The following is a 23,825-nucleotide window of genomic DNA, read 5'->3' as shown; positions in this document are numbered from 1 at the left end:
TCGAACATTAGCATGGCAGACGGGTTCGACACCCACCCCACCACCCTATATACTGCTTAACGTTTGATCGCCCGCTGCTTGCGGGCGTCCCGCCACCCACCCGAGGGGCGCTGCAGCAGGTTTTCCTGTCAGGCTCGGTTGGGGCGTTAGCATGGCCGGCGAAGGTTCGGCCCCGGGCACCTGCCCGAACGCACAACGGCGCCCATTCGACTACTACGAATGGAGACTCATCAATGAGTGCTGTACTGACGCCTGCAGATTTTTCCGATTACAAAGTCGCCGACATGTCCCTTGCTGCCTGGGGCCGTCGCGAAGTCATCATCGCCGAATCCGAAATGCCCGCACTCATGGGCATTCGCCGCAAATACGCGGGCGAGCTGCCGCTCAAGGGCGCTAAAATCCTGGGCTGCATCCACATGACCATCCAGACCGCCGTGCTGATCGAAACCTTGGTAGCCCTGGGTGCCGAAGTGCGCTGGTCGTCTTGCAACATCTTCTCTACCCAGGACCAGGCCGCCGCTGCCATTGCTGCCGCTGGCATCCCTGTGTTCGCCTGGAAGGGGGAAACCGAAGCTGAATACGAATGGTGCATCGAGCAGACCATCCTCAAGGACGGCCAGCCTTGGGACGCCAATATGGTGTTGGACGACGGCGGTGACCTCACCGAAATCCTGCACAACAAATACCCTGCGGTGCTTGAGCGCATTCATGGCGTGACCGAAGAAACCACTACAGGTGTCCATCGTCTGCTGGACATGCTGGCCAAAGGCACCCTGAAGGTGCCGGCCATCAACGTGAATGACTCGGTCACCAAGAGCAAGAACGACAACAAGTACGGCTGCCGTCACAGCCTGAACGACGCCATCAAGCGCGGCACCGACCACTTGCTGTCCGGCAAGCAGGCCTTGGTGATCGGCTATGGCGACGTGGGCAAGGGCTCGGCGCAGTCCCTGCGTCAGGAAGGCATGATCGTACGGGTCAGCGAAGTGGACCCGATCTGCGCCATGCAAGCTTGCATGGACGGCTATGAAGTGGTTTCGCCGTTCAACAACGGGATCAACGATGGCACCCAGGCGTCGGTCAATGCAGACCTGCTGGGCCGTATCGACCTGCTGGTGACCACCACTGGTAACGTGAACGTGTGCGATGCCAACATGCTGCGCGCCCTGAAGAAGCGTGCGGTGGTATGCAACATCGGCCACTTCGACAATGAAATCGATACGGCCTTCATGCGCAAGAACTGGGCGTGGGAAGAGGTCAAGCCACAGGTGCACAAGATCCACCGTACCGGTGCCGGCAGCTTCGACGCGCAGAATGACGATTACCTGATTCTGCTGGCCGAAGGCCGCCTGGTGAACCTGGGTAACGCCACGGGCCACCCAAGCCGGATCATGGACGGTTCGTTTGCCAACCAGGTGCTGGCGCAGATTCACCTCTTCGCACAAAAGTTTGCAGACTTGTCGCCAGCCGACAAAGCCAAACGCCTTACGGTTGAAGTGCTGCCTAAAAAGCTGGACGAAGAAGTGGCACTGGAAATGGTCCGCGGTTTCGGCGGCGTGGTCACTCAACTGACGCCCAAGCAGGCCGAGTACATTGGCGTGACCGTTGAAGGTCCGTTCAAGCCAGACGCCTACCGTTACTGATAAGCGGCAAGCGGCAGCAGGCGGCCGCCTGGGTAACTCCGGGCAGCCCCTTGCAACCTGCCGTTTGCGGCCTTTTCCAGAAGAGCTGCCCCTATGCTTTCCATCGATAAAGCCTTCAGCTTCGAGTTCTTCCCCACGAAGACCGATGCGGGGCATGAAAAACTCCTTCAGGTAGCACGCCAACTGGCGGCGCATAACCCTGCATTTTTCTCTTGTACCTATGGCGCTGGCGGGTCTACCCGTGATCGTACGCTGGATACCGTGTTGCAGTTGGAGCGCGAGGTACACGTTCCTGCTGCACCGCACTTGTCGTGCGTGGGCGATAGCAAAGCCGAACTGCGTGATTTGCTGACTACCTACCGCAATGCAGGGATCAAGCGCATCGTTGCTCTGCGTGGCGACCTGCCGTCGGGCATGGGCATGGCGTCCAGTGAGTTGCGGCACGCTAATGACTTGGTAGAGTTCATTCGCGCTGAAACCGGTGACCACTTCCATATCGAAGTGGCTGCCTACCCGGAGATGCACCCGCAGGCGCGCAACTTCGAAGAAGACTTGGCCAACTTTGCCCGCAAGGCCAAAGCCGGTGCCGACAGTGCAATCACCCAGTACTTCTTCAATGCCGAGAGCTATTTCTACTTTGTAGAGCGCGTGCAGAAGCTGGGCGTGGATATCCCGATCGTGCCGGGCATCATGCCTATCACCAACTACAGCAAGCTGGCGCGCTTTTCCGAAGCCTGCGGCGCCGAGATTCCTCGGTGGATTCGCAAACAGCTGGAGGCCTACCACGACGACGCGGCAAGCATTCAAGCATTTGGCGAAGAAGTCATTACCCGCATGTGCGAGCAATTGCTCAAAGGCGGCGCGCCGGGCCTGCATTTCTATACCTTGAACCAAGCGCAAGCCAGCTTGGCGGTATGGCAGAACCTGGGGTTGTCGCGGTAAGCGTTTCCCCTGTTCGCGGGCTATGCCGGAAGGCCGGCCCCCGCTTCTACAGTCACAAGCCCGTGCGCTTCCTAGAAAAACCTTACCTTCTGGCAGGCAAATCACAGCGCAGCGTCAAGGCTCTGTTATACTCCGGCGTTCCCGCCAGGCTTACGCCCGGACGCCGGACCTCGCACTCCCTCTTCGCATGCCCGTGCCTTGGCTCTTGCCCCGGCAGCTCGCTGCGACACCTTGCGAGCGCCAGCAGTACCGGACGCGGTTGCGTCGATCTCCGCCCCGCGCCAGGCAAACGTTCCCTGGGCTCTAGCCCCCATTATGAACAGGATTGCCCATGTCCTTTGCTTCCCTCGGTCTCTCCGAGGCTCTAGTCCGCGCCATCGAGGCCGCTGGCTACACGCAGCCTACCCCCGTGCAACAGCGGGCTATTCCCGCCGTGTTGCAGGGCCGCGACCTGATGGTTGCCGCCCAGACGGGTACTGGCAAAACCGGCGGCTTTGCGCTGCCTATTCTGGAACGCCTGTTCCCTGCCGGCCATCCGGACAAATCCCAGCGTCATGGCCCTCGCCAACCTCGCGTACTGGTGCTTACCCCCACACGCGAACTAGCCGCACAGGTCCATGACAGCTTCCGCCTCTATGCACGCGATCTGAAGTTCGTCAGCGCCTGCGTGTTCGGCGGCGTAGGTGTAAACCCCCAAGTACAGGCCCTGGCCAAAGGCGTTGATGTGCTGGTGGCCTGCCCCGGCCGCCTGCTGGACCTGGCCGGCCAAGGCAGCGTGGACCTGAACCACGTTGAAATCCTGGTATTGGACGAAGCAGACCGCATGCTCGACATGGGCTTTATCCATGACGTGAAGAAAGTGCTGGCTCGCCTGCCGGAAAAACGCCAGAACCTGCTGTTCTCGGCTACCTTCTCCAAGGACATCACCGACCTTGCAGAAAAGCTGCTGCACAACCCCGAGCGCATTGAGGTTACCCCGCCCAACACCACGGTGGAGCGCATCGAACAGCGCATCTATCGCATTGGCGCCAGCCATAAGCGTGCGCTGTTGGCGCACCTGATCACCCAGGGTGCCTGGGAACAGGTGCTGGTATTCACCCGCACCAAGCATGGCGCTAACCGCCTCGCCGAGTACCTGGAAAAGCACGGCCTTACCGCCGCTGCCATCCATGGCAACAAAAGCCAGAATGCCCGTACCAAGGCCCTGGCAGACTTCAAGGCCAGTACCGTGCGCGTACTGGTCGCTACCGACATCGCCGCCCGCGGCCTGGACATCGACCAGTTGCCCCACGTGGTGAACTTCGAACTCCCCAACGTCGAGGAAGACTACGTTCACCGTATTGGCCGTACAGGCCGCGCTGGGCGTAGCGGCGAGGCCATCTCGCTGGTTGCGCCCGACGAAGAGAAGCTGCTCAAGAGCATCGAGCGTATGACCCGGCAGAAGATCGCCGACGGTGACCTGATGGGCTTTGATGCAAGCACCATCGAAGCCGAAAAGCCTGAGACTCGGGAACGGCAGCCGGCCAATAAGCCACGTGGTGGGCGAGAAGCACGCGGTGACAAGCCTGCCAACGGTGGGCGCCGGGATAAAGGCAAGGACAAGGGCACCAGCAAACCACGGGAAAAAACGGCGGGTGAGCGCAGTGAGAGCCGTGGTGAGCCGCGTGCATCTACCCCTCGTGAGCCAGGCAACCGCCCTGCGCGTGGCCGCCAGCCTCAACGCCCTGTATCCGCTGGCGCAGCAGTGGCCGAACTGGGCAACCGCGACCCGGAAACCTTCCTGGACGACGATGTCGATAACTTCGGTAACCGTGCAGATTACGTAAGCCCGTATCAGGGCAAGGGCCAGGGCCGTAATCGCCGTCCAGGTGCTGCTACAAGCCAGTCAGCAACAACGGCACCAACCGGGCAGGCGCCTCGGCGCAATGCTTCATCTACACCGCGCACTCAGGGCGATGGCGCAAAGCGCAACGGCCCACGTAGTAACGGTGCGCAGGGTGCAGGCGCTGGCCAGAACCGCCGCGACAACTCGCGCAACCGCCGCCCACGGGATGAAGGAACTACACCGGCGGTAACCGAAGCACGGCGTGAAGCCCCTAAACCCAAGATCATCATGAAAGAGTCCAAGCTAGACCGCACGCTTACGGCCGAGCAACTCGATGACTTGCAGAACCGGGCCAAGACGGGTGAAAAGCCTGCGCTGCTGACGCGCCGCAGCGAAGCCTAACGGGTTGCCTGTTAGGCAATAAAAAAACGCCGCGCTCCCTAGAAGGAACGCGGCGTTTTTTATGACACAAACACCTTACTTCTTCTGTACACCTTCGAACACGAAGTACAGGTCAACAGTATCGGACTGCGGGCCCAGGTCCATGGTCTTGGGTGCAAAGTCCTTGCGGTTGATACTGGTGGTGCCTTCGAAACCTGCGCGGTAGCCGCCCCATGGGTCCTTGCCTTCACCCAGGAAGGTCGCCTTGATCACGACAGGCTTGGTTACGCCCTGCAACGTCAGGTCGCCTGTCACGTCAGCAGTCACCTTGCCATCGGCATTCTTACCAGTGGTTTTTACGCTGGTGGATTTGAAGGTCGCTTCCGGGTATTTAGCAACGTCCAGGAAGTCCTTGCTGCTGATGTGCTTGTCACGCTCAGCATGGTTGGTGAACACGCTGGCCGTCTTCAGGGTCACGTCGATCTTGCTGTCTTCCGGCTTGGCGGCGTCGAAGCTGAAGTTGCCGTCGAAGTCCTTGAACGTACCGGTGATGAAGCTGTAGCCCAGGTGGCTGATCTTGAAGTTGACGAAGGCGTGCTGGCCTTCCTTGTCGATGTGATAGTCAGCAGCCATAGCCTGGCCAGCGGTCAAACCTGCGGTTGCAAGGGCCAGCGCGGCCAGCGTGTGTTTCAGCATTTTTTCAGTTCCTTTGCAGTAAGTACGGTACAGGGTAGTCAAGCGCGACGACCTAGCATGCGCACCAAGGTGGCATCTTTGTCGATGAAATGGTGTTTGAGAGCGGCTAGCCCATGCAGCACGGCGAACGTTACCAAGGCCCAGGCCAGGTAGAGGTGGATGTCCCCTGCCCGCTCGGCCTGGTTTTCGATACCGCTGAACACGGCAGGCACCTGAAACAGCCCGAATACTGAAATGCCTACCCCGTCTGCGGTAGAAATCAGGTAGCCCGTCAGCATTACCAGAAAGATGTCCAGGTACAGGAACGCGTGAACAGCGACGGCAGCGATCCGGGTAGGCTTGCCTTGGTTGGCTGTTGGCGGCGGCGGTGGGCTTGCAACACGCCATATCACACGCAGCACCATAAAGAAGAACAGCACCAGGCCAATGCTCTTGTGGAGTTCCGGGCCGGCCTTGCGCCAGGGGTCGTAGTAACCCAGCCCTACCATCCACAAGCCCAAGGCAAACATACCGAACACGGCCAATGCCACGCCCCAGTGCAAAAACATGCTAACTGCGCCATAACGTGAAGGTGAATTGCGAAGCTGCATGGCAGCGCCCTCAGAAAACGTAAGAGAAGATTAACCGCTTACCTATCGAAAAAAAGCGAATTTTTTCGCTTTGAACTATCGAAGCCGGCGATAGGAATTATCCGGCTGTGGCGTTAAGGCAAAGTTAATCGGGCTTAGCCCTGCCGCGTGGCATTGGCAGTTGCCCCATGGGCAGGCATTGCATAGGCTTGCGCATCATTTTTTATAAGCCCCGTTCGCGGCGGCGTGGAGTCGGCAGCATGAGCCTGAACCAGCAGTGGATGGACAGAGACCTGGCCGTACTATGGCATCCCTGTACGCAAATGAAAGACCATGAGCGCTTGCCATTGATCCCGATCAAGCGGGGTGAAGGCGTATGGCTTGAAGACTTCGACGGCAAGCGTTACATCGACGCTGTCAGCTCGTGGTGGGTAAACGTGTTTGGCCATGCCAACCCGCGCATCAACCAACGCATCAAAGACCAGGTAGACCAGCTTGAACATGTGATTCTGGCCGGCTTCAGCCATGCGCCGGTGATCGAGCTGTCCGAACGCCTGGTCAATATCACGCCCCAGGGGCTGGACCGCGTGTTCTACGCGGACAATGGCTCGTCCTGCATCGAAGTCGCGCTCAAGATGAGCTTTCACTACTGGCTCAACCGCGGCCAGCCCGGCAAGAAGCGCTTCGTGACCCTGACCAACAGTTACCATGGCGAAACCATTGCCGCCATGTCCGTAGGTGACGTGCCGCTGTTCACTGAGACCTACAAGGCCCTGCTGCTCGATACCCTTAAGGTCCCGAGCCCGGACTGCTACCTGCGGCCTGAGGGCGTCAGCTGGGAAGCGCATTCGCGCACGATGTTCCAGGCCATGGAACGCACCCTGGCCGAACACCACGCCACCATTGCCGCTGTGATCATCGAGCCGCTGATTCAAGGCGCCGGTGGCATGCGCATGTATCACCCGGTGTACCTCAAGCTGCTGCGCGAAGCCTGTGACCGCTACGGTGTGCACCTGATTCACGACGAGATTGCCGTAGGCTTCGGCCGCACCGGCACTCTGTTTGCGTGCGAGCAGGCGGGTATCCGCCCAGACTTTCTCTGCCTGTCCAAGGCCCTGACGGGCGGCTACCTGCCATTGGCAGCCTGCCTTACCACAGAAGATGTGTACCAGGCGTTCTACGACGACTACTCCACCCTGCGCGCTTTCCTGCATTCCCACAGTTACACCGGCAACCCGCTAGCCTGTGCAGCGGCGCTGGCCACCTTGGACATTTTCGAGCAGGACAACGTGATCGAGCGCAACCAGGCCCTGGCGCAGCGCATGGGTGACGCAACGGCCCACCTGGCAAGCCATCCCCATGTGGCAGAAGTGCGCCAGACCGGCATGGTGCTGGCTATCGAGATGGTGAAAGACAAGGCCACTCGCCAGGCGTACCCCTGGCAAGAGCGACGCGGCCTTCAAGTATTCGAGCATGCTCTGACACGGGGTGCCCTGTTGCGCCCGCTGGGCAGCGTGGTGTATTTCCTGCCGCCCTACATCATTACGCCCGAGCAGATCGATTTCCTGGCCGAAGTCGCCGCTGAAGGCATTGACCTGGCCACACGCGAGCGGGCGCCGGTGAGTGTAGCGCAGGGCCTGCACCCGAATTTCCGGGACCCTGGCTAACCACAGGGCCAGTGAAACACTCGCCTTCTTTACTATTTGTGTTGGACGATCTAGCCCATGAGACTTTCCCGCTTCTTTGTCGACCTGCCACTGGCGATGGGTGAACACCATCTTCCCGAGGCCCAGGCTCATTACATCGGCCGCGTATTGCGCCTGGCCGAAGGGGATCGCGTGCAGTTGTTCAATGGCGAGGGGCAGGAGTACCTGGCTACCCTAATGCAGGTTGGCAAGAAAACGGTGAGCGTGCAGGTGGATGAGGTGTTACCCGGTTTGCCGGAGTCGCCCTTGCATATTCACCTGGGCCAAGGCCTAAGCCGAGGTGAACGCATGGATTGGGCCATTCAGAAAGCGACTGAGCTAGGCGTGAATGAGCTGACCCCTATTGTCAGTGAGCGCTGCGAGGTCCGGCTCAAGGACGAGCGGGCAGACAAGCGCCTAGCCCACTGGCGGCAGGTTGCAATCAGTGCCTGCGAGCAAAGCGGGCGATCAACCGTCCCCGTGATTCACGCACCTCTGCCACTTACTGAATGGCTGGCTCAGTGCAAGGCCGACCTGAAACTGGTCCTGCACCCGGTCTCTGCGCCTTGGGGCAGCCACCCGGCGCCAGGCTCCCTGGCCTTTCTGATCGGCCCCGAAGGCGGCCTCAACGACGCGGAAGTGCACCAGGCACAGGGCGCAGGCTTTCACCCTGCCCGGCTGGGCCCACGGGTGTTACGTACTGAAACCGCGCCGGTGGTAGCGCTGGCACTGGCGCAGCAACTATGGGGTGATTTCAACCCGAACTGAAGCGCCCGCGCAGGATGATGTCGGCCAGGGCATCCAGGTCTGGCACGCGGGCAACCTCATTGCCAGCCACCACGGCGGCCAGCTCCAGCGACGCTAGCGGTACGTCGATGTAGCTCAGCTGGCTGTCCACGCGCAGCGTACGGGGTATGCCCTGCATCAGCAGTGCATAGAAAGGCAAGGTGTCACCTACGCCGTGCATGACAGCGATGCGCACCCGCTCCCCCCAGGGCAGGGTTTGTCCACATGCAGCTTCGAAACTCACCAAAGGCAATTCACGCCCGCGCCAAGGTACATCGCCCAGGTCCCAAGGGGCTACTGCACCGGCAGGCACACCCGGGCGATAGCCGATCAGTTCAGCGACCGCCACATCGGGCACAATCAACTGCCGATCGGCCAGGGGCAACAGCAGCGTGCTCAAGGCGTCACGACGGGAAAACGCGCGTTCAGGCATGCTTGCTGCTCCAGAAGCGAATCAGGTGCAGCAACTGTGACTCCTGGTAGGGCTTGCCGAGAAACTCGCTTACCCCCAGGGCCATGGCGCGCTGGCGGTGCCTCTCGCCTGTGCGTGAGGTGATCATGATGACGGGGACACTGGCCAGCCGTGAATCGGCACGCAGCTTGCTGACCAACTCAAAACCGTCCATGCGCGGCATTTCAATGTCCACCAGCAGCACATCGGGCAAGTGGTCAACTAGCACCTGCAAGGCTTCCACGCCGTCGCGTGCAGTGATGACACGCATGCCATGGCGCTCAAGCAAGCGGCTGGTAACTTTGCGCACCGTCACAGAATCGTCCACCACCATGGCCAACAAGGGTTTTGTGGGGGGCGAAACGTACCGGCTTGCCGGGGCGGCGGCAGCGCAGGGGCGCAGGTGCGACGCTCGAATCTGCGCGAGTGGGTCCAGAATCAGCACCACGCGCCCGTCGCCCAGAATGGTGGCACCCGTGAGCCCTGGCACTGCTGCGAACTGCGGGCCCAAACTTTTCACTACAATTTCCCGGGACCCCACCAAGGCATCCACGTGCAAAGCGACTTGGTGATCCGGCGCACGCACCAGCAGCAGAGGCTGTGGAATACCCCCTTCCAGTGGCGAAGGACGGGGCGTAAGGCCTAGCACGTCGCCGAGGTAGCGCAGGTCATACGACAGCTGTGCATAGCGGTAGCGCGGCTGAGCCCTGTGATAAGCCGCTTCCAGCTCCTCCGTGGCTACCCGCACAATGCCTTCGATGCTGTTGAGGGGAACCGCGAACAGTTGCTCGCCACATTGCACCATCAGCGCGCGGTTGATGGACACACTGAACGGCAGATGAATCACAAAGCGTGCACCGCTGCCGGCTTGGCTATCGATGCTCATGCTTCCACCCAACTGCTTTACCTCTTCATGCACCACGTCCATACCCAGGCCACGGCCTGAAATCTGCGTGATCTTCTGCGCGGTGGAAAACCCTGGCTGGAGAATGAACTGAAGCACGTCATGGTCGCGCAGGTCGCTGTCCGGGTTGAGCAAACCCCGCTTGATGGCTTTTTCACGGACGGCCTCCAGTGGAATACCGGCACCGTCATCGCTCATCTCGATCACAATCTCGCCGCCTTCATGGGCGACGCGCAAGGCAATCAGCCCCCGCGCTGGCTTGCCGGCGGCAAGCCGCCTTTGCTCACTTTCAAGGCCGTGGTCGATGGCGTTGCGCAGCATGTGCTCCAAAGGCGCAATCATCCGCTCCAATACGGTACGGTCCATTTCCACTTCGGTGTCGGTAGATTCGAACTGCACGTCCTTACCCAGCTCCTCGGCCACTTGGCGCACAATGCGCTGCAAGCGCGGAAGCACGCGAGAGAAGGGCACCATGCGTGTACGCATCAGCCCTTCTTGCAGCCCTGAGCAAATACGCGCCTGCTGGGCCAGTAGCGCCTGGGCTTCGTGGTTGCGCGCGGCGAGGGTTTCCTTCAGGTCGGACAGGTCCGATACCGCTTCGAGCAGCGCTCGGCTGAGCTCGCGCAGGTGGGTCTGGCGTTCAAGCGCCAGAGGATCGAAGGCATCCTCAGCACCCGACAAGGCCTGGCGCCCGGCAGGCGGTTGCAGCGTTTCGCTGTCCAGCCGGATCAACTGGTCACGCATACGGGTGAGGGTGGTCTCCATCTCCAGCATGGCGGCCTGACCATCGTTTACCTGCTGCTCCACACGGCCCCGGGTAATGGACGCCTCCCCGGCCAGGTTAGCCAAGTCTTCCAAGGTTTGAGCTGCCACTTTTATCTGGTCAGTGCCACCCCGCTCCGACAGCGCTGTCAGGTCGGCTACAGCAGGGCGCGATGGTTCACGCAGCGGTGGCAGAATCCGGCTGCCATAGCCTTGCACGGCATCAAGCAGGGTGAAGTCTACCGGTGCAGGTTCGCCGGAGCGCACGGTATCAAGCATCAGCGCAAGGCGGTCGTGCCCCTTGTGCAACAATTTGAACAGTGCGGGCGCAGGTTGCAGCTCACCCGCCGATACTCGCTCGTAAAGGGTTTCCAGCTCGTGGGCCAAATCGCCGACAGGCCCCACCTCGGCCATGCGCGCGCCCCCCTTGAGCGTATGCAGGTCACGCAGCAGGTTTTCCACTTCCAGGGCGTTGCCAGGCTCCGCTTGCCAGCGAACCAGGGCGGCGCCCGCGCTTTCGATCAAGTCAGCGCCCTCGTCTAGAAACACCTCCAGCAGCTCACGCTCGCTGGCGCGTACTGCTTCCTCGCCTGATGTCAGCGTGTCCTCGTTCGGTAGGGGCAAAGGCGCGGTCAGCTCGCTTAACCAAGCGTCCAAGGGCATTGCTTCAGGACGTTCGCCTGCCAAGTGGGCCAACCATTGGTGCAGCCGCAGGTGTGCCTGGCGCGCACGTGCCTCTTCATCTTTACCACCATTGGCGTGCAGCACCCCGTAGAACGCCCCTAAAGCGTCTGCATAGCCAGCTAGCGCAGAAAGGCCTGCCAGCCGAGCGCCGCCTGCCAGCGTGCGCAAGTCTCGCTCAAGGGCTACAAGCGCGCTCTCCCGCTGAGGATCCTGCAACCACACTCGCAGCGCTTCGTCTGCGCTTTCGAGAAGGTCGGCGGCTTCTTCAAGAAAAAAGGCGTAAAGCGCCTCTTCGGTAGCCTTGCCGGCTGTTGGGGCAGGCAAAGCCTGCCCGACGAGCGGGTCCACAGCCGAGGCGCCTACAGCACCCAGCGCCGAGGGATCGAGCGCACGCTCCAGCCAGTGCTGCAAGCAAGCCACCGCCTCGGGCCGCGCGTGCACGTCCTGGCCGGCGGCCAGTTCGTCGAACATGTCATAGAGTGCCTGGTGCGCCTGCTCGGCATCACTGAGCACTGCCGGCGAGGCGGCGAGGCTGGCCTCTTCGATAGCACCATAAAGGTCAAGCAACGCCTCACATAGCCTGTCCATGGCCGGAAGTGCTGCTCCGTGTACCTGTTCTGCCAGGCTATCAAGTGTGCCCAGCAATGCTGAAAGGCCGGTGTAGGGGCCTGGCTTTTGCCGCCAGGCCGTCAAGTGCGCCTGCGCCTCGTCCAAATGCTCGATACCTTCGATCAGCAGTTGGCGGCGTAGGTCCTGTGCCTCGGCGCCAAGGTCGGCTACCTGCAGGTTTGCAGGCGTCTGTGACAATAGCGTATCGACCTGCTCAGCCAATGTGGACGTCTTCGTAATGCACTCAGGCGTATGACGGCCTACCTGCTCAAGGCTTTGCTCCAGCAGGGCCAGCGCACTGCGCAGCACGTCCAGCTCTGCCTGGCCGAAGGCACGGCGCCGGGCGTGAAACTCTTTGCACAGGCGGTACACTGGTGCCACCATCTCGCCCATGCGCACTACGCCTGCCATGAACGCGCTGCCCTTGAGCGTATGCAGTGCACGCTGCAAGGCGTCGGTCACCACTGCCGGAGCGGTGGCCTTGCGCAGAAACCCCCGGAGAATCTCCAGGTAGGTGCGCGCCTCATGGTAGAAGATGTCCAGCAGCTGTGTATCCAGCGGCGCGTCTTCGAGCAACGCCGTGCCAGGCGCGGCGCTATCGGCCATGTGCAGGGGCTGATTGGCAGCAAGCCCGTCCAGGGCATGGCGGGCACTGGCCAGCAACGCTTCTTCGGCCTCGCGTGGATCTACCATCCAGCGGCGCAGCATCCACTCGATCGCGCACAGCGCATCGGCCAGTGTTTCGAGTACGCCATGGGGCGGGGGTTGAACCGCAGGCAGCAGGTGCTCGTGCACGTAGCTTTCAAGCGCACCGATCAGCGTCAACAGCGCTTCAGGGCGTACCATGGCCAGCGCGCCACGCAGCTCCAGCAGTTGCGAAGGAATAGCGTCCAGCCGCTCTGCTGCCCACCCACTGTCCACGCACTCGCTGATGGACTGCTCGATACGCTCCAGCGCCGTCAGGGCTTCCTCAATAGCCAGGTGATGAATACGCTCAAGCTCTGTGGGCGGGATTTGCGCCGCGCCAGGCACCAGGTCTTCAGGGCCCACCATACCGGCCAGGGTACTTTCTACATAAAGCAGCGCCCCGCCAACGTCCATGACGGCTGACGTGTCGGCCGGCTGTTCACTGTTCGCAAGGCTGTGGATTGTCCCCATCTGGTCCAGGATCGCACGGCGGGGCTGCTGGAATCCCAACACTGCCAACGCATCGGCAATACGTCGCAAAGACGGCGCGATGGCGGCAAGTGCGCTGCCATCGCGTGGCGACCCCTGGAGGTACTGGTCCAGCCGAGCCTTGTTTCTTGACAGTTCCTCGCACAATGCCGCGATCAGCGGCCCGAGCCCCGCGCGGTCCGGAGTAACGGTGGGCATGCTTCGAGCCGGCTCATGGGGCGCAGGCAACCCCATAAGGCGTGTAAGGTCGTCGCTAGACAGTGGCGGCTCACCCAAGGTGCCGCGCACTTCATTGAGCCAGGGCTGCAGCAACAGTGGCAGGTCGTGGCGCGCAGTAGCCACCCTGTCCAGGTAGCCTGGCAAGCGGTCGATGAGGTGGCGCAAGGCGTCAATCGAGGCGGCCGACGGGTGCGGCAGGCTCGCCAGCCGCTCCAGGTCATAGGCAAGCCGCGTAGCTCCTGGAAAGTTTACGAACCCCAAGGCAGCCACCACACCGTGCAGGGCTTTGGCACACGCTTCCAGGCCCTGCCCGCCCCCTGTTACTTCCAGGGCCTGCCGGGCCTCGGCCAAGGTTGCCGCCAGTTCCGGCCTGAGCCACTGCAGGCCAACCACATCGGCACGCCCTTCCCGGTCCAGGTTCATTGCCCTCTCCTCATCGCTTGGTAGGCGTTGGCAAGGTAAAGCCGGATACGGAACGCCGCATTTCACCCGCCATCTGGGCCAGGTTGCTCATGCTTTCGGCCGCAGCGGTGGAGTCCGAAGAAGTTTGCGTCGTGATTTCCTGAATCACGCCCATGGTGTGGGAAATCTGCCCAGCCGACGAGGTTTGCTGCTGGGCCGCATTGGAAATGCGCTGGATAAGGGCGGCCAGGTCTTGGGAAACGTTTTCGATTTCCTCCAAGGCCACACCTGCATCCTGTGCCAGCCTCGCACCGCGCACCACTTCGTAGGTCGTCTGCTCCATGGACATCACTGCCTCATTGGTATCGGCCTGGATGGCCCGCACCAGCATCTCGATCTGCCGGGTGGCGGCCGAGGAACGTTCTGCCAAGCGCTGGACCTCATCAGCGACTACCGCAAAACCACGACCGGCCTCACCGGCCATGGACGCCTGAATAGCCGCATTGAGCGCGAGAATATTAGTTTGCTCTGCGATGTCATCGATCAGGCCAACAATGTCGCCGATTTCCTGGGACGACTCACCTAACCGCTTGATGCGCTTGGAGGTGTCCTGGATCTGGAAACGGATCACGTCCATGCCCTGAATGGTGTTGTGCACCACTTCGCTACCTTTGTTGGCAATGTTTACCGAGCGCTCGGCCACTTTGGCCGATTCGTAGGCATTGCTGCTCACATGGTCGATGGACTGCGCCATGTCGCTGATGGCTCTTGACGCTTCGCTGATCTGCTGGGCCTGATGCTCGGACGCCTTCGCCAGCTGCCGCGCCGTACCCTGAGTATCCTGCACAGCAGCCGATACACGCTCGGCCGCACGGTTGATGGTCGCTACCAAGTCCCGCAACTGGTCGATGGAGTAGTTGATAGAGTCTGCAATGGTGCCTGTGAAGTCTTCGGTCACCGAGGCGGCTACTGTCAGGTCGCCCGCCGCCAACCCTTCGATCTCATCCAGCAGCCGCATGATTGCGTGCTGGCTGCGCTCGTTCTTTTCAGCCGTTTCACGCAGGCGCCGATTGGTCTCGCGCACCATGATGGTGGCCATCAGAATGATACAGGCCAAGGCCAGCAGGCCCAGCAGGTAGCCACCCACGACGTCCAGTGTGCGTGCACCGGCCCTGTCCTCCAGCCCTTCGGCCAGGCGTGAGGCTTCATCCAGCAGGGTCTGGGACAGGTTGAAAATCTCGGTTGACGCCGCCCTGACCCTGAATAGCTCGGGCGAGGTCTCAAGTATTTCGCCCACCGAGCCGGATACAAACGCAAACAGTTCAGCAATCTCCTGCAGCCGCGCACGGGCTACGGGGTCGTCTACCTGGCGTATACCTTGGGCACTGCTGCCGTTGAGCATCCCATTGAGCACTACGCCAAAACGATTGGCATCGCGGCCAAAGGCCTCGGCAGCGCGTGCCGCATTTTCATCACCGGCCAATACGATATTGACCGACCCCAGAATGCGTTCGGCCAACAGGGATTGCCGTTGCGCGACCGCCACCTGCTCTGCAGGGGCACCGCGGCGCAGCAGGTTATCCACCACTTTCTCAGATTCGAGCTGCAGCTGAGGCACGGTTTCGGCGAGTGTAGCGGCCACTTGATGCAACGAGAGCACTGTCTGCTCGCTGGCCAGGATAGTGTCCGCACTTTTGCGCAGCCGGTCCCAATCGCGCTGCACGGCGATCATTTGCTCATGCACCGTGTGAGGCACGGGGGGCAGGCCGGTATGGGTGTCGCCTTCGGTCAAGTAGTGCCAGCGACGGTCGAACTCGTTGCGTGCCGTGGTCAACTCGCGAAAGGCGTCAGCCTTGCCTGCCGCCGCTTCGGTGGCGTTCTTGGCAATACGCTGGGACACCACGCGCAGCTCGCCCGCATGGCCGATGTACTGCTTGTCGTGGTTGGCTTGGGTGCTGAGGTAAGCGAAGTTGGCGAACAACAGCATGATGAGCACCACCAGTGCCACGAACAGGCCTGCAATCTGGGCGGTGCTTCTGGAGCCTTGCAAAGGGTTGCCTTTGACCGCACTGCTCATCGCGCTCGCCTTGCCAAGGTGTCATGCCGCCACATTCAGAAACTCCGTTGCCGTCACCAGCGCATAGGGGCTGAACACCGCCCACTCACGCTCATGGAGAAAATAGCCTTTCACGAAAGGCGCCAGGGCTTCGTCCAGGCTCTCTGGCCGTACCGGCGCCAGGTCCGCCGCTGGAAAATGCTGAAGGCCGGGCGCTTCATCTACCAGCAACCCCGTGAACACATCATCGTGGTCGATCACCAGTACCCGGCGCTGCCGTCGATGGCTGGACAACGCTGCACCGAAGTAGCCTGACAGGTTGATCACTGGCAGCAGGCGACCACGCACGTTGGCCACACCCAGCATCCAGGGCTTCACGCCAGGAATACGGGTCATGCGTGGCTCGGGCAACACTTCGGCCACTTCGGCCATGGGCGCCACGTACCAGCCATTGCCCATGCGAAAGCTGATACCACTCCAGGGCGGTTCGCCTTCCTGCTCCAGCGGAAGGCCGGCGGCGCGCAGTCGGCAGCGTTGGTCAATGGCCAACAACAGTTCGAACGCGGTATACGAGGGGTTCATCGGTGCTGTCAGCCCACCAGTACGTTCTGGAGCGCCGCTACCAGTGCGCTTTCTTCGAACGGTTTGGTCAGGTAGGCCCGTGCGCCTTGGCGAGCACCCCACACCCGGTCGGTTTCCTGGTCCTTGCTGGTAATGATGATGATGGGAATCGTGGCCGTGGACTCGTCCTTGGTCAGCTGGCGCGTGGCCTGGAAGCCGTTCATTCCCGGCATCACGATGTCCATTAGCACCGCATCGGGTTTTTCCTGCCGGGCAAGCGCAACGCCGTCGCCCCCATTGGCCGCCTTGAGTACTTGATGGCCTAGGCGCTCGAGCATGCCGGTCAGCTTTTGAAGCTCGGTTGGCGAGTCATCGATAATCAGGATTCGGGCCATGCTGTTCCTCGTTCGATTAAGAGTAAGCCGTCGCGGCACCTGCTGTACCTTTCAGGGTAGCAGCGGCTGGAAGCCAGGCACCTGAGCCTGAATAGCCTCCAGCAGCGCAGCGCGGTCGAAGGGCTTGGTCAAAAACTGATCTGCGCCAACCGCCCGCGCCCGCGCCCGGTCGAACAAGCCTTCGCGCGACGACAGCATTATCACTGAAGTTCCTGCGAAACGGGCGTTCTGTTTGATCAACTGACAGGTTTGATAGCCGTCTAGGCGGGGCATCATTACGTCAATGAACACTACGTCCGGCCGATGATCGACCAGTTGGCCCAGTGCTTCGAAGCCGTCCACGGCAACAATGACCTCACACCCCACCTGCTGCAACAGTGTCTCTGCGGTATGACGAATGGTTTTGGAGTCGTCCACCACCAAAACTTTCAAGGTTGGCGAATGCTGTTCCATCAGGAGCTCATTGAAAGAGAGTGAATGGCCGATGAATGTGGGCCTGCCCATGGCACCCTGCAGCCCTGCTCACCGGCAAGCAATAGGCATACGCTGGAAGCCTTTTAGCACACTCCCAGCCGTGGTTCTATGTTGTGCCTTTGTGCATACGCTTGACCATCGGGTTCGCGCGGGCCACCCTGAGCGCCATCAAAACCTGCTCATCCTGCCTGGAGACACACCACCATGCCCATCCGCGTCGGCATCGTCATGGACCCTATTTCGCGCATCAACTATAAGAAGGACACGTCGTTGGCGATGTTGCTCGCCGCACAGGCGCGCGGTTGGGAACTGACCTACATGGAGCTGCCGGACCTGTACCAGGCCAATGGCCAACCGCGCGCCAAAGCTTGTGGGCTGAAAGTTTTCGCCAACCCGGAACAGTGGTACACCCTGGAAGCACCCCAGGACATCGCGCTGCAGGACCTGGATGTGATCCTGATGCGCAAGGACCCGCCCTTCAACATCGAGTTTGTGTACGCCACCTACTTCCTGGAGCAAGCCGAGCGCGCGGGTGTACTGGTGGTGAACAAGCCGCAGAGCCTGCGCGACTGTAACGAGAAACTGTTTGCCACTCAGTTTCCGCAGTGCAACCCACCTACGCTAGTGAGCCGACGCCAGGACATCATTCGCGATTTCGTGGCCGAACACGGCGACGTGATTCTCAAGCCGCTGGATGAAATGGGTGGCGCATCGATTTTCCGCCACCGTCAAGGTGACCCCAACCTGTCTGTCATTCTGGAAACCCTGACGGTTCACGGCACCCACCAGACCATGGCGCAGAAATACATCCCAGCTATTACCGAAGGCGACAAACGCATTCTGATGATCGACGGCGAACCTGTGGATTATTGCCTGGCACGCATTCCGGCAGCAGGTGAAACCCGTGGCAACCTGGCAGCCGGTGGCCGTGGCGAGGCGCGCCCCCTGACAGACCGTGACCGCTGGATCGCGGCCCAGGTAGGCCCCAGCCTGCGCGAGAAAGGGCTGTTGTTCGTAGGCCTGGACGTGATTGGCGAGTACCTGACCGAAATCAACGTCACCAGCCCCACATGTGCCCGGGAAATCGATGCAGCCTACGGCACAGACATTGGCGGCCTGCTGATGGACGCCATCGAGCGCAAGCTTCAGGCACGCTAACCTCACCCAGGCGACGCGAAGCGGGGCATATGGAGTATCATGCCCCGCCATTCGCTGTTACGCGCCCAGGGCCAGGCCGGGTACTTAATGACCAGTTTTACCATGCTCTCTTCAAAGCTTGCGCCAAAGGCTGACCGCCCTGCGGACCGCTTGGGTTTTGCGCTGTTCGTTGCTGCCCTGTTGCACCTGGCCGTCATTCTTGGCGTGAGCTTCAGCCTGGAGCCGCCTGCGCAAATCAGCAAAACCCTTGAAATCACCTTGTCCACTTTCAAAAGCGACAAGGCGCCGGAGAAAGCCGACTTTCTCGCCCAGGACAACCAACAGGGCAGCGGTACGCTGGAACATAAAGCCGTGCCCAAAACCACGGAAGTAGCGCCGTTCCAGAGCGAGCAGATCAACAAGGTGACCCCACCACCGGCGCCCCGCCCGGTACGCGAGGACGCGCCGCAGAAAACCAAGGCCGTGGCCACGACTGCCACCCAAGTGCACAAGACCGAAGCCCGGCCGCAGAAACAGCCTGTGGACGAGAAGCCTCAGCCGGCCACACCTGCCTTCGACAGTTCCCAGCTGTCCAGCGAGATTGCCAGCCTTGAAGCCGAGCTTTCAAACGAGCAGCAGGCGTACGCAAAGCGTCCTCGCATCTACCGTTTGAGCGCGGCCTCGACCATGCGCGACAAGGGGGCCTGGTACAAGGAGGACTGGCGCAAGAAGGTGGAACGTATCGGTAACCTGAACTACCCCGAACAGGCGCGCCAACAGCAGATCTACGGCAATTTGCGGATGCTGGTGTCGATCAACCGGGATGGTTCGCTGTACGAAGTGTTGGTACTCGAATCCTCCGGGCAGCCTTTGCTGGATGAAGCCGCCCAACGCATCGTGCGCCTTGCAGCGCCTTTTGCGCCGTTTACCGGGGACCTTTCGGACATCGACCGGCTCGAAATCATTCGGACCTGGCGGTTTGCCAAAGGTGACCGGTTGTCCAGCAATTAGGGCGCCATTGAACGCCCACCGCTTGAAAGCCCCCAGAGGCAGCGCCAAACTACGCCTATGAAGACCCTTGAAACCAGCTACCTCAAGCATCAGTTCCTGATCGCCATGCCACACATGGCCGATCCCAATTTCGCCCAGACGCTGACCTATATCGTCGAGCACACCGAGCGCGGTGCCATGGGGCTGGTAGTGAACCGGCCACAGGAGCTGAACTTGGCTGACATTCTCGAACAGCTCCGGCCAGACGTAACGCCCCCGTTGTCGGCGCAACTGGTGCCAGTGTATGGCGGGGGGCCGGTTCAAATGGACCGCGGCTTCGTGCTGCATACCAGTGGCCCGATGTTCGATGCTACGGTCGAGCTGGGCGGCGTTTCGCTGTCCACGTCTCAGGACGTACTCTTCGCCATCGCTGACGGCAGCGGCCCCGAGCAAAGCTTGATCACCTTGGGGTACGCCGGTTGGGAAGCGGGGCAACTGGAAAGCGAGATGGCCGAAAACGCTTGGCTGACCTGCTCTTTCGATCCTGCCATTCTGTTCGATATACCCAGTGAAGCCCGGCTGACGGCTGCCGCCAAGCGCCTCGGGATCAACCTGAACCTGCTCACCAGCCAGGCGGGGCACGCCTGATGGCAGTTAGGTTACTAATCGGCTTTGACTACGGCAGCAAACAGATTGGCCTGGCTGTTGGCCAGGTGATCACCGGCCAAGCCCGCGAGTTGTGCGTGCTCAAAGCCCAGAATGGCGTGCCGGATTGGCTCAAAGTCCAAGCCCTGCTTAAAGAGTGGAAGCCCGATGCACTGGTAGTAGGCCTGCCTTTGAACATGGACGGCACGCCTAGCGACATGAGCGCCCGCGCTGAAAAGTTTGCCCGCCAGCTCAATGGGCGCTTCAACCTGCCGGTCCATACCCACGACGAACGCCTGACCACCTTTGAAGCCAAAGGCGAGCGCATGGCCCGTGGGCAACGGACTCACAGCTATCGGGACAACCCGGTGGACGCGATCGCCGCACGGCTGGTACTTGAAGGCTGGCTGGAGGCCAACGCCGCAAACCTATCCGAACCTTGACCTTGCCCGGCCACCGGGCGCCGCTTTTCTGGAGTGTGCATGAGCTTACCCAACCCCGCCGACCTGATCGCCCAGATGGCAACTGCCCTTACGGCAAGGCTGCAGGCTCGAGGCATCGATACCCCCCGCTTCATCGGCATACGTACCGGCGGTGTGTGGGTTGCCCAGGCCCTGCTGGAGCAGTTGGGGCAGGCCACCGAGCTGGGCACGCTGGATGTGTCCTTCTACCGTGACGATTTCAGCCAGAACGGCCTGCACCCTCAGGTACGCCCCTCCAGCCTGCCCTTCGAGATCGAAGGCCAGCACCTTGTGCTTATTGATGACGTGCTAATGAGTGGGCGCACCGTGCGCGCCGCACTCAACGAGCTGTTCGACTACGGCCGACCAGCCAGCGTGACCTTGGTGAGCTTGTTGGACCTGGACGCAGCCGAGCTGCCTATCCGCCCCGATGTAGTGGGCGCCACGTTGTCCCTGGCGCCTGACGAGCGGGTAAAATTGCTCGGCCCTACCCCGCTTACCCTGGAGCGCCAGGCCATTGGTGCTGCTGCCAGCCTTCAAGAGTCCACCCGATGACGCCAACTGACCCAAAGCGCCCTCTGCAACTGAACGACCAAGGTCAGTTGCGGCATTTCCTGTCTTTGGACGGGCTGCCTCGCGAGCTGCTTACCGAAATTCTGGACACTGCTGACTCATTTCTGGAAGTAGGTGCTCGGGCGGTGAAGAAGGTGCCTCTGTTGCGCGGCAAAACCGTCTGCAACGTGTTCTTCGAGAACTCCACGCGCACCCGTACCACCTTCGAGCTGGCCGCCCAACGGCTGTCGGCGGACGTGATCACGCTCAACGTGTCCACCTCTTCCACCAGCAAAGGCGAGACGCTATTCGATACGCTGCGCAACCTGGAAGCCATGGCGGCTGACATGTTCGTGGTGCGCCACGCCGACTCTGGCGCTGCCCATTACATTGCCGAGCACGTATCGCCAGAGGTGGCCGTGATCAATGGCGGTGATGGCCGCCACGCGCACCCTACCCAAGGCATGCTGGACATGCTGACCATCCGCCGGCACAAGGGCGGCTTCGAAAACCTGTCCGTGGCCATCGTGGGGGATATTCTGCACTCCCGTGTGGCGCGCTCCAACATGATCGCGCTCAAGACCCTGGGCTGTCGTGACATTCGCGTGATCGGCCCCAAGACCTTGCTACCCGTTGGCGTAGAGCAGTATGGCGTGACGGTGTATACCGACCTGGCAAAGGGTTTGAAGGACGTGGACGTGGTGATCATGCTGCGCCTGCAGCGTGAACGCATGCAAGGCGGCTTGCTGCCCAGCGAGGGGGAGTTCTACCGGCTGTTTGGCTTGACTACCCAACGGTTGGCCCTGGCCAAGCCTGATGCGATCGTGATGCACCCTGGGCCGATCAACCGTGGCGTGGAGATCGAGTCTGCCGTGGCCGATGGCGCCCAATCGGTAATTCTTAACCAGGTAACCTACGGCATTGCCGTACGCATGGCGGTGCTGTCCATGGCCATGAGCGGCCAGGCCGCACAGCGGCAGATCGAGCAGGAGAGTTTCCAGTGACTGTAAGCATTATAGGTGCCCGCCTGATCGACCCTGCCTCGGGCCTGGACCAGCTCACCGACCTGCACCTGGAGAACGGCAAGGTACTGGCCATTGGCGCTGCCCCAGTCGGCTTCACAGCTGCACAGCACATTGACGCCCAAGGGCTCATCGCCGCCCCAGGCCTGGTAGACCTCAACGTTTCGTTGCGCGAGCCAGGCTACAGCCGCAAGGGCACCATCGCCACGGAAACCCGCGCAGCCGCAGCCGGCGGTGTGACGTCGCTATGCTGCCCACCGCTGACGCGCCCTATCCTGGACACCTCGGCTGTTGCCGAGCTGATCCTGGACCGTGCGCGTGAAGCCGGCCACTGCAAGGTGTTTCCTGTTGGCGCCTTGAGCAAAGGGCTGGAAGGCGAGCAGTTGGCTGAGCTGGTAGCCTTACGGGATGTAGGCTGCGTGGCTTTCGGCAATGGCCTGAACAGTTTCAATAACACGCGCACCCTGTGCAGGGCGCTGGAATATGCCGCCACGTTCGACCTGACCGTGGTGTTCAATTCCCAGGACCGCGACCTGGCAGCCGGTGGGCTGGCGCACGAAGGCCCGATTGCCAGCTTCCTGGGCTTGGCGGGCGTACCTGAGACCGCTGAAACAGTGGCGCTGGCCCGGGACCTGCTGCTGGTGGAGCAAAGCGGTGTTCGTGCCCACTTCAGCCAGTTGACCACCGCCCGGGGCGCAGAAATGATCGCCCAGGCCCAGGCGCGTGGCTTGCCAGTGACAGCAGACGTGGCGCTGTACCAGCTGATCCTCACGGACGAAGCACTCACCGGCTTCTCAAGCCTGTATCACGTGCTGCCACCGCTACGTACTGCCAAGGACCGCGATGGGTTACGTGCTGCGGTCAAGGCCGGCGTCATTCAGGCCATTTCCAGCCACCACCAACCCCACGAGCGTGATGCCAAGCAGGCACCGTTCGGTGCGACAGAACCCGGGATCAGCAGTGTGGAGCTGTTGTTGCCATTGGCTTTGACCTTGGTGGAAGAAGGCGTGGTGGACCTGCCCACCCTGTTGGCCCGCTTGACGGCAGGCCCGGCGCAGGCCCTGCGGTTGCCGGCAGGTGAACTGAGGGTGGGGGCACCAGCGGACGTGGTGCTGTTCGACCTGAATGCCACTACCCTGGCCGGCGAGCACTGGCATTCCCGCGGCCAGAACAGCCCGTTCATGAGCCACTGCTTGCCCGGCGCTGTGCGCTATACCTTGGTGGATGGCAAGGTCAGCCATCAGGCCTGAACAGTCACTCAACCCGCACTAGTGCGCTCTGCAGGCGCATGGCCCCACGCTCAATGCGCCTGGGGCCGTGCACAATGCCTAGCCAAGGCACCTGTCAGCCACGATACGCGTCGCGGTTTTCCTTGGACACTTGATCGTTGAGTGTCCAGAAGTCATACAGCACGCCTACCAGAAATAACCCGCCGGTGAAGAAGTAGATCACCGCCGTGATCCATTTGCGCTGGTACAAGCGGTGTATGCCAAACAGGCCAAGAAAGGTGAGCAGCAGCCAGGCGATGTTGTAGTCCAGTGGGCCACTGTGAAACCGCAGGTCTGCATGGCGATCCATTGCCGGGATCAGAAACAGGTCGATCAGCCAACCAATGCCGAACAGTCCGAGAGTGAGAAACCATAGGGTCCCCGTGACCGGCTTACCGTAATAAAAGCGGTGAGCACCGGTAAAGCCGAAAATCCAGAGGGCATAACCGAAGATCAGGCTATGGGTATCGTGCAGCCGCGGTTCGGGCTGATAGGTATTCATAGGGGATGCCTTGCGGGGTGATAATTAA

The 23,825-nt window shown here is 61.2% G+C and carries 21 protein-coding genes and 1 riboswitch; of the genes, 12 read left to right on the top strand and 9 right to left on the bottom strand.

All coding sequences use genetic code 11. The features are described from left to right. Positions 1–96 precede the first annotated feature (96 nt). Positions 97–211, top strand: a riboswitch (S-adenosyl-L-homocysteine riboswitch). Between the two features lie 22 nt (positions 212–233). The 3 genes from ahcY (at position 234) to rhlE2 (ending at position 4,812) form a co-directional block, all read left to right on the top strand. After that, positions 234–1,643, top strand: coding sequence for an adenosylhomocysteinase (gene ahcY / locus ACSAMW_RS16250; RefSeq protein WP_168085017.1), 1,410 nt, complete (start codon positions 234–236; stop codon positions 1,641–1,643). A 93-nt stretch (positions 1,644–1,736) separates the two neighbouring features. After that, positions 1,737–2,585, top strand: a complete 849-nt coding sequence (gene metF, locus ACSAMW_RS16245; RefSeq protein WP_500591163.1) for a methylenetetrahydrofolate reductase [NAD(P)H] — start codon at positions 1,737–1,739, stop codon at positions 2,583–2,585. A 331-nt stretch (positions 2,586–2,916) separates the two neighbouring features. Continuing rightward, positions 2,917–4,812, top strand: a complete 1,896-nt coding sequence (gene rhlE2 / locus ACSAMW_RS16240; RefSeq protein WP_500591162.1) for an RNA helicase RhlE2 — start codon at positions 2,917–2,919, stop codon at positions 4,810–4,812. A 75-nt stretch (positions 4,813–4,887) separates the two neighbouring features. On the opposite strand, the gene ACSAMW_RS16235 is transcribed toward rhlE2, so the two are convergent. Continuing rightward, on the bottom strand, positions 4,888–5,487 hold the full coding sequence (locus tag ACSAMW_RS16235) for a YceI family protein (protein ID WP_500591161.1): 600 nt from the start codon (positions 5,485–5,487) through the stop codon (positions 4,888–4,890). Positions 5,488–5,525: 38 nt separating this feature from the next. After that, complete coding sequence (locus ACSAMW_RS16230) at positions 5,526–6,077, bottom strand: cytochrome b (protein ID WP_500591160.1); 552 nt, start codon at positions 6,075–6,077, stop codon at positions 5,526–5,528. 239 nt (positions 6,078–6,316) lie between these two features. Between ACSAMW_RS16230 and ACSAMW_RS16225 the strand changes: the two genes are divergently transcribed. Together ACSAMW_RS16225 and ACSAMW_RS16220 are read left to right on the top strand one after the other, a co-directional pair. After that, positions 6,317–7,723 carry an adenosylmethionine--8-amino-7-oxononanoate transaminase gene (locus tag ACSAMW_RS16225; protein WP_500591159.1) on the top strand — a complete coding sequence of 469 codons (1,407 nt, stop codon included), beginning with the start codon at positions 6,317–6,319 and terminating at the stop codon, positions 7,721–7,723. A 57-nt stretch (positions 7,724–7,780) separates the two neighbouring features. Then, entirely contained in the window at positions 7,781–8,509 is a 729-nt protein-coding gene (locus tag ACSAMW_RS16220; RefSeq protein WP_500591158.1) for a 16S rRNA (uracil(1498)-N(3))-methyltransferase, read from the top strand. Here the strand turns inward: ACSAMW_RS16220 and ACSAMW_RS16215 are convergent. The 6 genes from ACSAMW_RS16215 to ACSAMW_RS16190 are packed head-to-tail and all read right to left on the bottom strand — an operon-like array spanning position 8,496 to position 17,199. Then, entirely contained in the window at positions 8,496–8,960 is a 465-nt protein-coding gene (locus ACSAMW_RS16215) for a chemotaxis protein CheW (protein ID WP_500591157.1), read from the bottom strand. The two genes, ACSAMW_RS16220 and ACSAMW_RS16215, sit on opposite strands and share 14 nt — an antisense overlap. Next, positions 8,953–13,755 (bottom strand): hybrid sensor histidine kinase/response regulator, encoded by a 4,803-nt coding sequence (locus ACSAMW_RS16210; protein ID WP_500591156.1) that lies wholly within the window; start codon positions 13,753–13,755, stop codon positions 8,953–8,955. Before ACSAMW_RS16210 ends, ACSAMW_RS16215 begins: the two co-directional genes overlap by 8 nt. A 10-nt stretch (positions 13,756–13,765) precedes the next feature. After that, a complete protein-coding gene (locus ACSAMW_RS16205; protein ID WP_500591155.1) occupies positions 13,766–15,811 on the bottom strand; it encodes a methyl-accepting chemotaxis protein in 2,046 nt (681 codons plus the stop codon). Positions 15,812–15,832: 21 nt separating this feature from the next. Next, a complete protein-coding gene (locus tag ACSAMW_RS16200) occupies positions 15,833–16,372 on the bottom strand; it encodes a chemotaxis protein CheW (RefSeq protein ID WP_500591154.1) in 540 nt (179 codons plus the stop codon). An 8-nt stretch (positions 16,373–16,380) separates the two neighbouring features. After that, a complete protein-coding gene (gene pilH, locus ACSAMW_RS16195; RefSeq protein WP_500591153.1) occupies positions 16,381–16,746 on the bottom strand; it encodes a twitching motility response regulator PilH in 366 nt (121 codons plus the stop codon). Between the two features lie 51 nt (positions 16,747–16,797). Further along, positions 16,798–17,199 (bottom strand): response regulator, encoded by a 402-nt coding sequence (locus tag ACSAMW_RS16190; RefSeq protein ID WP_500591152.1) that lies wholly within the window; start codon positions 17,197–17,199, stop codon positions 16,798–16,800. A gap of 225 nt (positions 17,200–17,424) precedes the next feature. Here ACSAMW_RS16190 and gshB point away from each other — a divergent pair, with 225 nt between their 5' ends. From gshB to ACSAMW_RS16155, 7 genes are all read left to right on the top strand, one after another. Continuing rightward, a complete protein-coding gene (gshB, locus tag ACSAMW_RS16185; RefSeq protein ID WP_500591151.1) occupies positions 17,425–18,378 on the top strand; it encodes a glutathione synthase in 954 nt (317 codons plus the stop codon). 87 nt (positions 18,379–18,465) lie between these two features. Then, entirely contained in the window at positions 18,466–19,368 is a 903-nt protein-coding gene (locus ACSAMW_RS16180) for a TonB family protein (RefSeq protein WP_500594060.1), read from the top strand. Positions 19,369–19,425: 57 nt separating this feature from the next. Next, positions 19,426–19,995 (top strand): YqgE/AlgH family protein, encoded by a 570-nt coding sequence (locus ACSAMW_RS16175; RefSeq protein WP_500591150.1) that lies wholly within the window; start codon positions 19,426–19,428, stop codon positions 19,993–19,995. Beyond that, positions 19,995–20,435 (top strand): Holliday junction resolvase RuvX, encoded by a 441-nt coding sequence (gene ruvX / locus ACSAMW_RS16170; RefSeq protein ID WP_500591149.1) that lies wholly within the window; start codon positions 19,995–19,997, stop codon positions 20,433–20,435. Before ACSAMW_RS16175 ends, ruvX begins: the two co-directional genes overlap by 1 nt. Before the next feature lie 39 nt (positions 20,436–20,474). After that, positions 20,475–21,008, top strand: a complete 534-nt coding sequence (pyrR, locus tag ACSAMW_RS16165) for a bifunctional pyr operon transcriptional regulator/uracil phosphoribosyltransferase PyrR (RefSeq protein WP_500591148.1) — start codon at positions 20,475–20,477, stop codon at positions 21,006–21,008. Further along, entirely contained in the window at positions 21,005–22,009 is a 1,005-nt protein-coding gene (locus tag ACSAMW_RS16160) for an aspartate carbamoyltransferase catalytic subunit (protein ID WP_500591147.1), read from the top strand. Before pyrR ends, ACSAMW_RS16160 begins: the two co-directional genes overlap by 4 nt. Then, entirely contained in the window at positions 22,006–23,277 is a 1,272-nt protein-coding gene (locus tag ACSAMW_RS16155; protein WP_500591146.1) for a dihydroorotase, read from the top strand. The genes ACSAMW_RS16160 and ACSAMW_RS16155 overlap by 4 nt, the downstream gene beginning before the upstream one ends. A gap of 94 nt (positions 23,278–23,371) precedes the next feature. Here the strand turns inward: ACSAMW_RS16155 and ACSAMW_RS16150 are convergent, their stop codons facing one another. Continuing rightward, the gene (locus tag ACSAMW_RS16150; RefSeq protein WP_500591145.1) at positions 23,372–23,797 is read right to left on the bottom strand and encodes a TM2 domain-containing protein; all 426 of its coding nucleotides are present in this window, start codon (positions 23,795–23,797) and stop codon (positions 23,372–23,374) included. Positions 23,798–23,825: the final 28 nt, after the last annotated feature.

It is taken from the genome of Pseudomonas sp. AB39(2026) (assembly GCF_059831485.1).
This window is presented reverse-complemented; position numbering and strand designations above follow the sequence as displayed.

What these genes read in the sequence shown, in the direction of transcription:
- ahcY (WP_168085017.1), top strand. Translation starts at nt 234, where the DNA reads ATGAGTGCTGTACTGACGCCTGCAGATTTTTCCGATTACAAAGTCGCC.
- metF (WP_500591163.1), top strand. Translation starts at nt 1,737, where the DNA reads ATGCTTTCCATCGATAAAGCCTTCAGCTTCGAGTTCTTCCCCACGAAG.
- rhlE2 (WP_500591162.1), top strand. Translation starts at nt 2,917, where the DNA reads ATGTCCTTTGCTTCCCTCGGTCTCTCCGAGGCTCTAGTCCGCGCCATC.
- ACSAMW_RS16235 (WP_500591161.1), bottom strand. Translation starts at nt 5,487, where the DNA reads ATGCTGAAACACACGCTGGCCGCGCTGGCCCTTGCAACCGCAGGTTTG.
- ACSAMW_RS16230 (WP_500591160.1), bottom strand. Translation starts at nt 6,077, where the DNA reads ATGCAGCTTCGCAATTCACCTTCACGTTATGGCGCAGTTAGCATGTTT.
- ACSAMW_RS16225 (WP_500591159.1), top strand. Translation starts at nt 6,317, where the DNA reads ATGAGCCTGAACCAGCAGTGGATGGACAGAGACCTGGCCGTACTATGG.
- ACSAMW_RS16220 (WP_500591158.1), top strand. Translation starts at nt 7,781, where the DNA reads ATGAGACTTTCCCGCTTCTTTGTCGACCTGCCACTGGCGATGGGTGAA.
- ACSAMW_RS16215 (WP_500591157.1), bottom strand. Translation starts at nt 8,960, where the DNA reads ATGCCTGAACGCGCGTTTTCCCGTCGTGACGCCTTGAGCACGCTGCTG.
- ACSAMW_RS16210 (WP_500591156.1), bottom strand. Translation starts at nt 13,755, where the DNA reads ATGAACCTGGACCGGGAAGGGCGTGCCGATGTGGTTGGCCTGCAGTGG.
- ACSAMW_RS16205 (WP_500591155.1), bottom strand. Translation starts at nt 15,811, where the DNA reads ATGAGCAGTGCGGTCAAAGGCAACCCTTTGCAAGGCTCCAGAAGCACC.
- ACSAMW_RS16200 (WP_500591154.1), bottom strand. Translation starts at nt 16,372, where the DNA reads ATGAACCCCTCGTATACCGCGTTCGAACTGTTGTTGGCCATTGACCAA.
- pilH (WP_500591153.1), bottom strand. Translation starts at nt 16,746, where the DNA reads ATGGCCCGAATCCTGATTATCGATGACTCGCCAACCGAGCTTCAAAAG.
- ACSAMW_RS16190 (WP_500591152.1), bottom strand. Translation starts at nt 17,199, where the DNA reads ATGGAACAGCATTCGCCAACCTTGAAAGTTTTGGTGGTGGACGACTCC.
- gshB (WP_500591151.1), top strand. Translation starts at nt 17,425, where the DNA reads ATGCCCATCCGCGTCGGCATCGTCATGGACCCTATTTCGCGCATCAAC.
- ACSAMW_RS16180 (WP_500594060.1), top strand. Translation starts at nt 18,466, where the DNA reads ATGACCAGTTTTACCATGCTCTCTTCAAAGCTTGCGCCAAAGGCTGAC.
- ACSAMW_RS16175 (WP_500591150.1), top strand. Translation starts at nt 19,426, where the DNA reads ATGAAGACCCTTGAAACCAGCTACCTCAAGCATCAGTTCCTGATCGCC.
- ruvX (WP_500591149.1), top strand. Translation starts at nt 19,995, where the DNA reads ATGGCAGTTAGGTTACTAATCGGCTTTGACTACGGCAGCAAACAGATT.
- pyrR (WP_500591148.1), top strand. Translation starts at nt 20,475, where the DNA reads ATGAGCTTACCCAACCCCGCCGACCTGATCGCCCAGATGGCAACTGCC.
- ACSAMW_RS16160 (WP_500591147.1), top strand. Translation starts at nt 21,005, where the DNA reads ATGACGCCAACTGACCCAAAGCGCCCTCTGCAACTGAACGACCAAGGT.
- ACSAMW_RS16150 (WP_500591145.1), bottom strand. Translation starts at nt 23,797, where the DNA reads ATGAATACCTATCAGCCCGAACCGCGGCTGCACGATACCCATAGCCTG.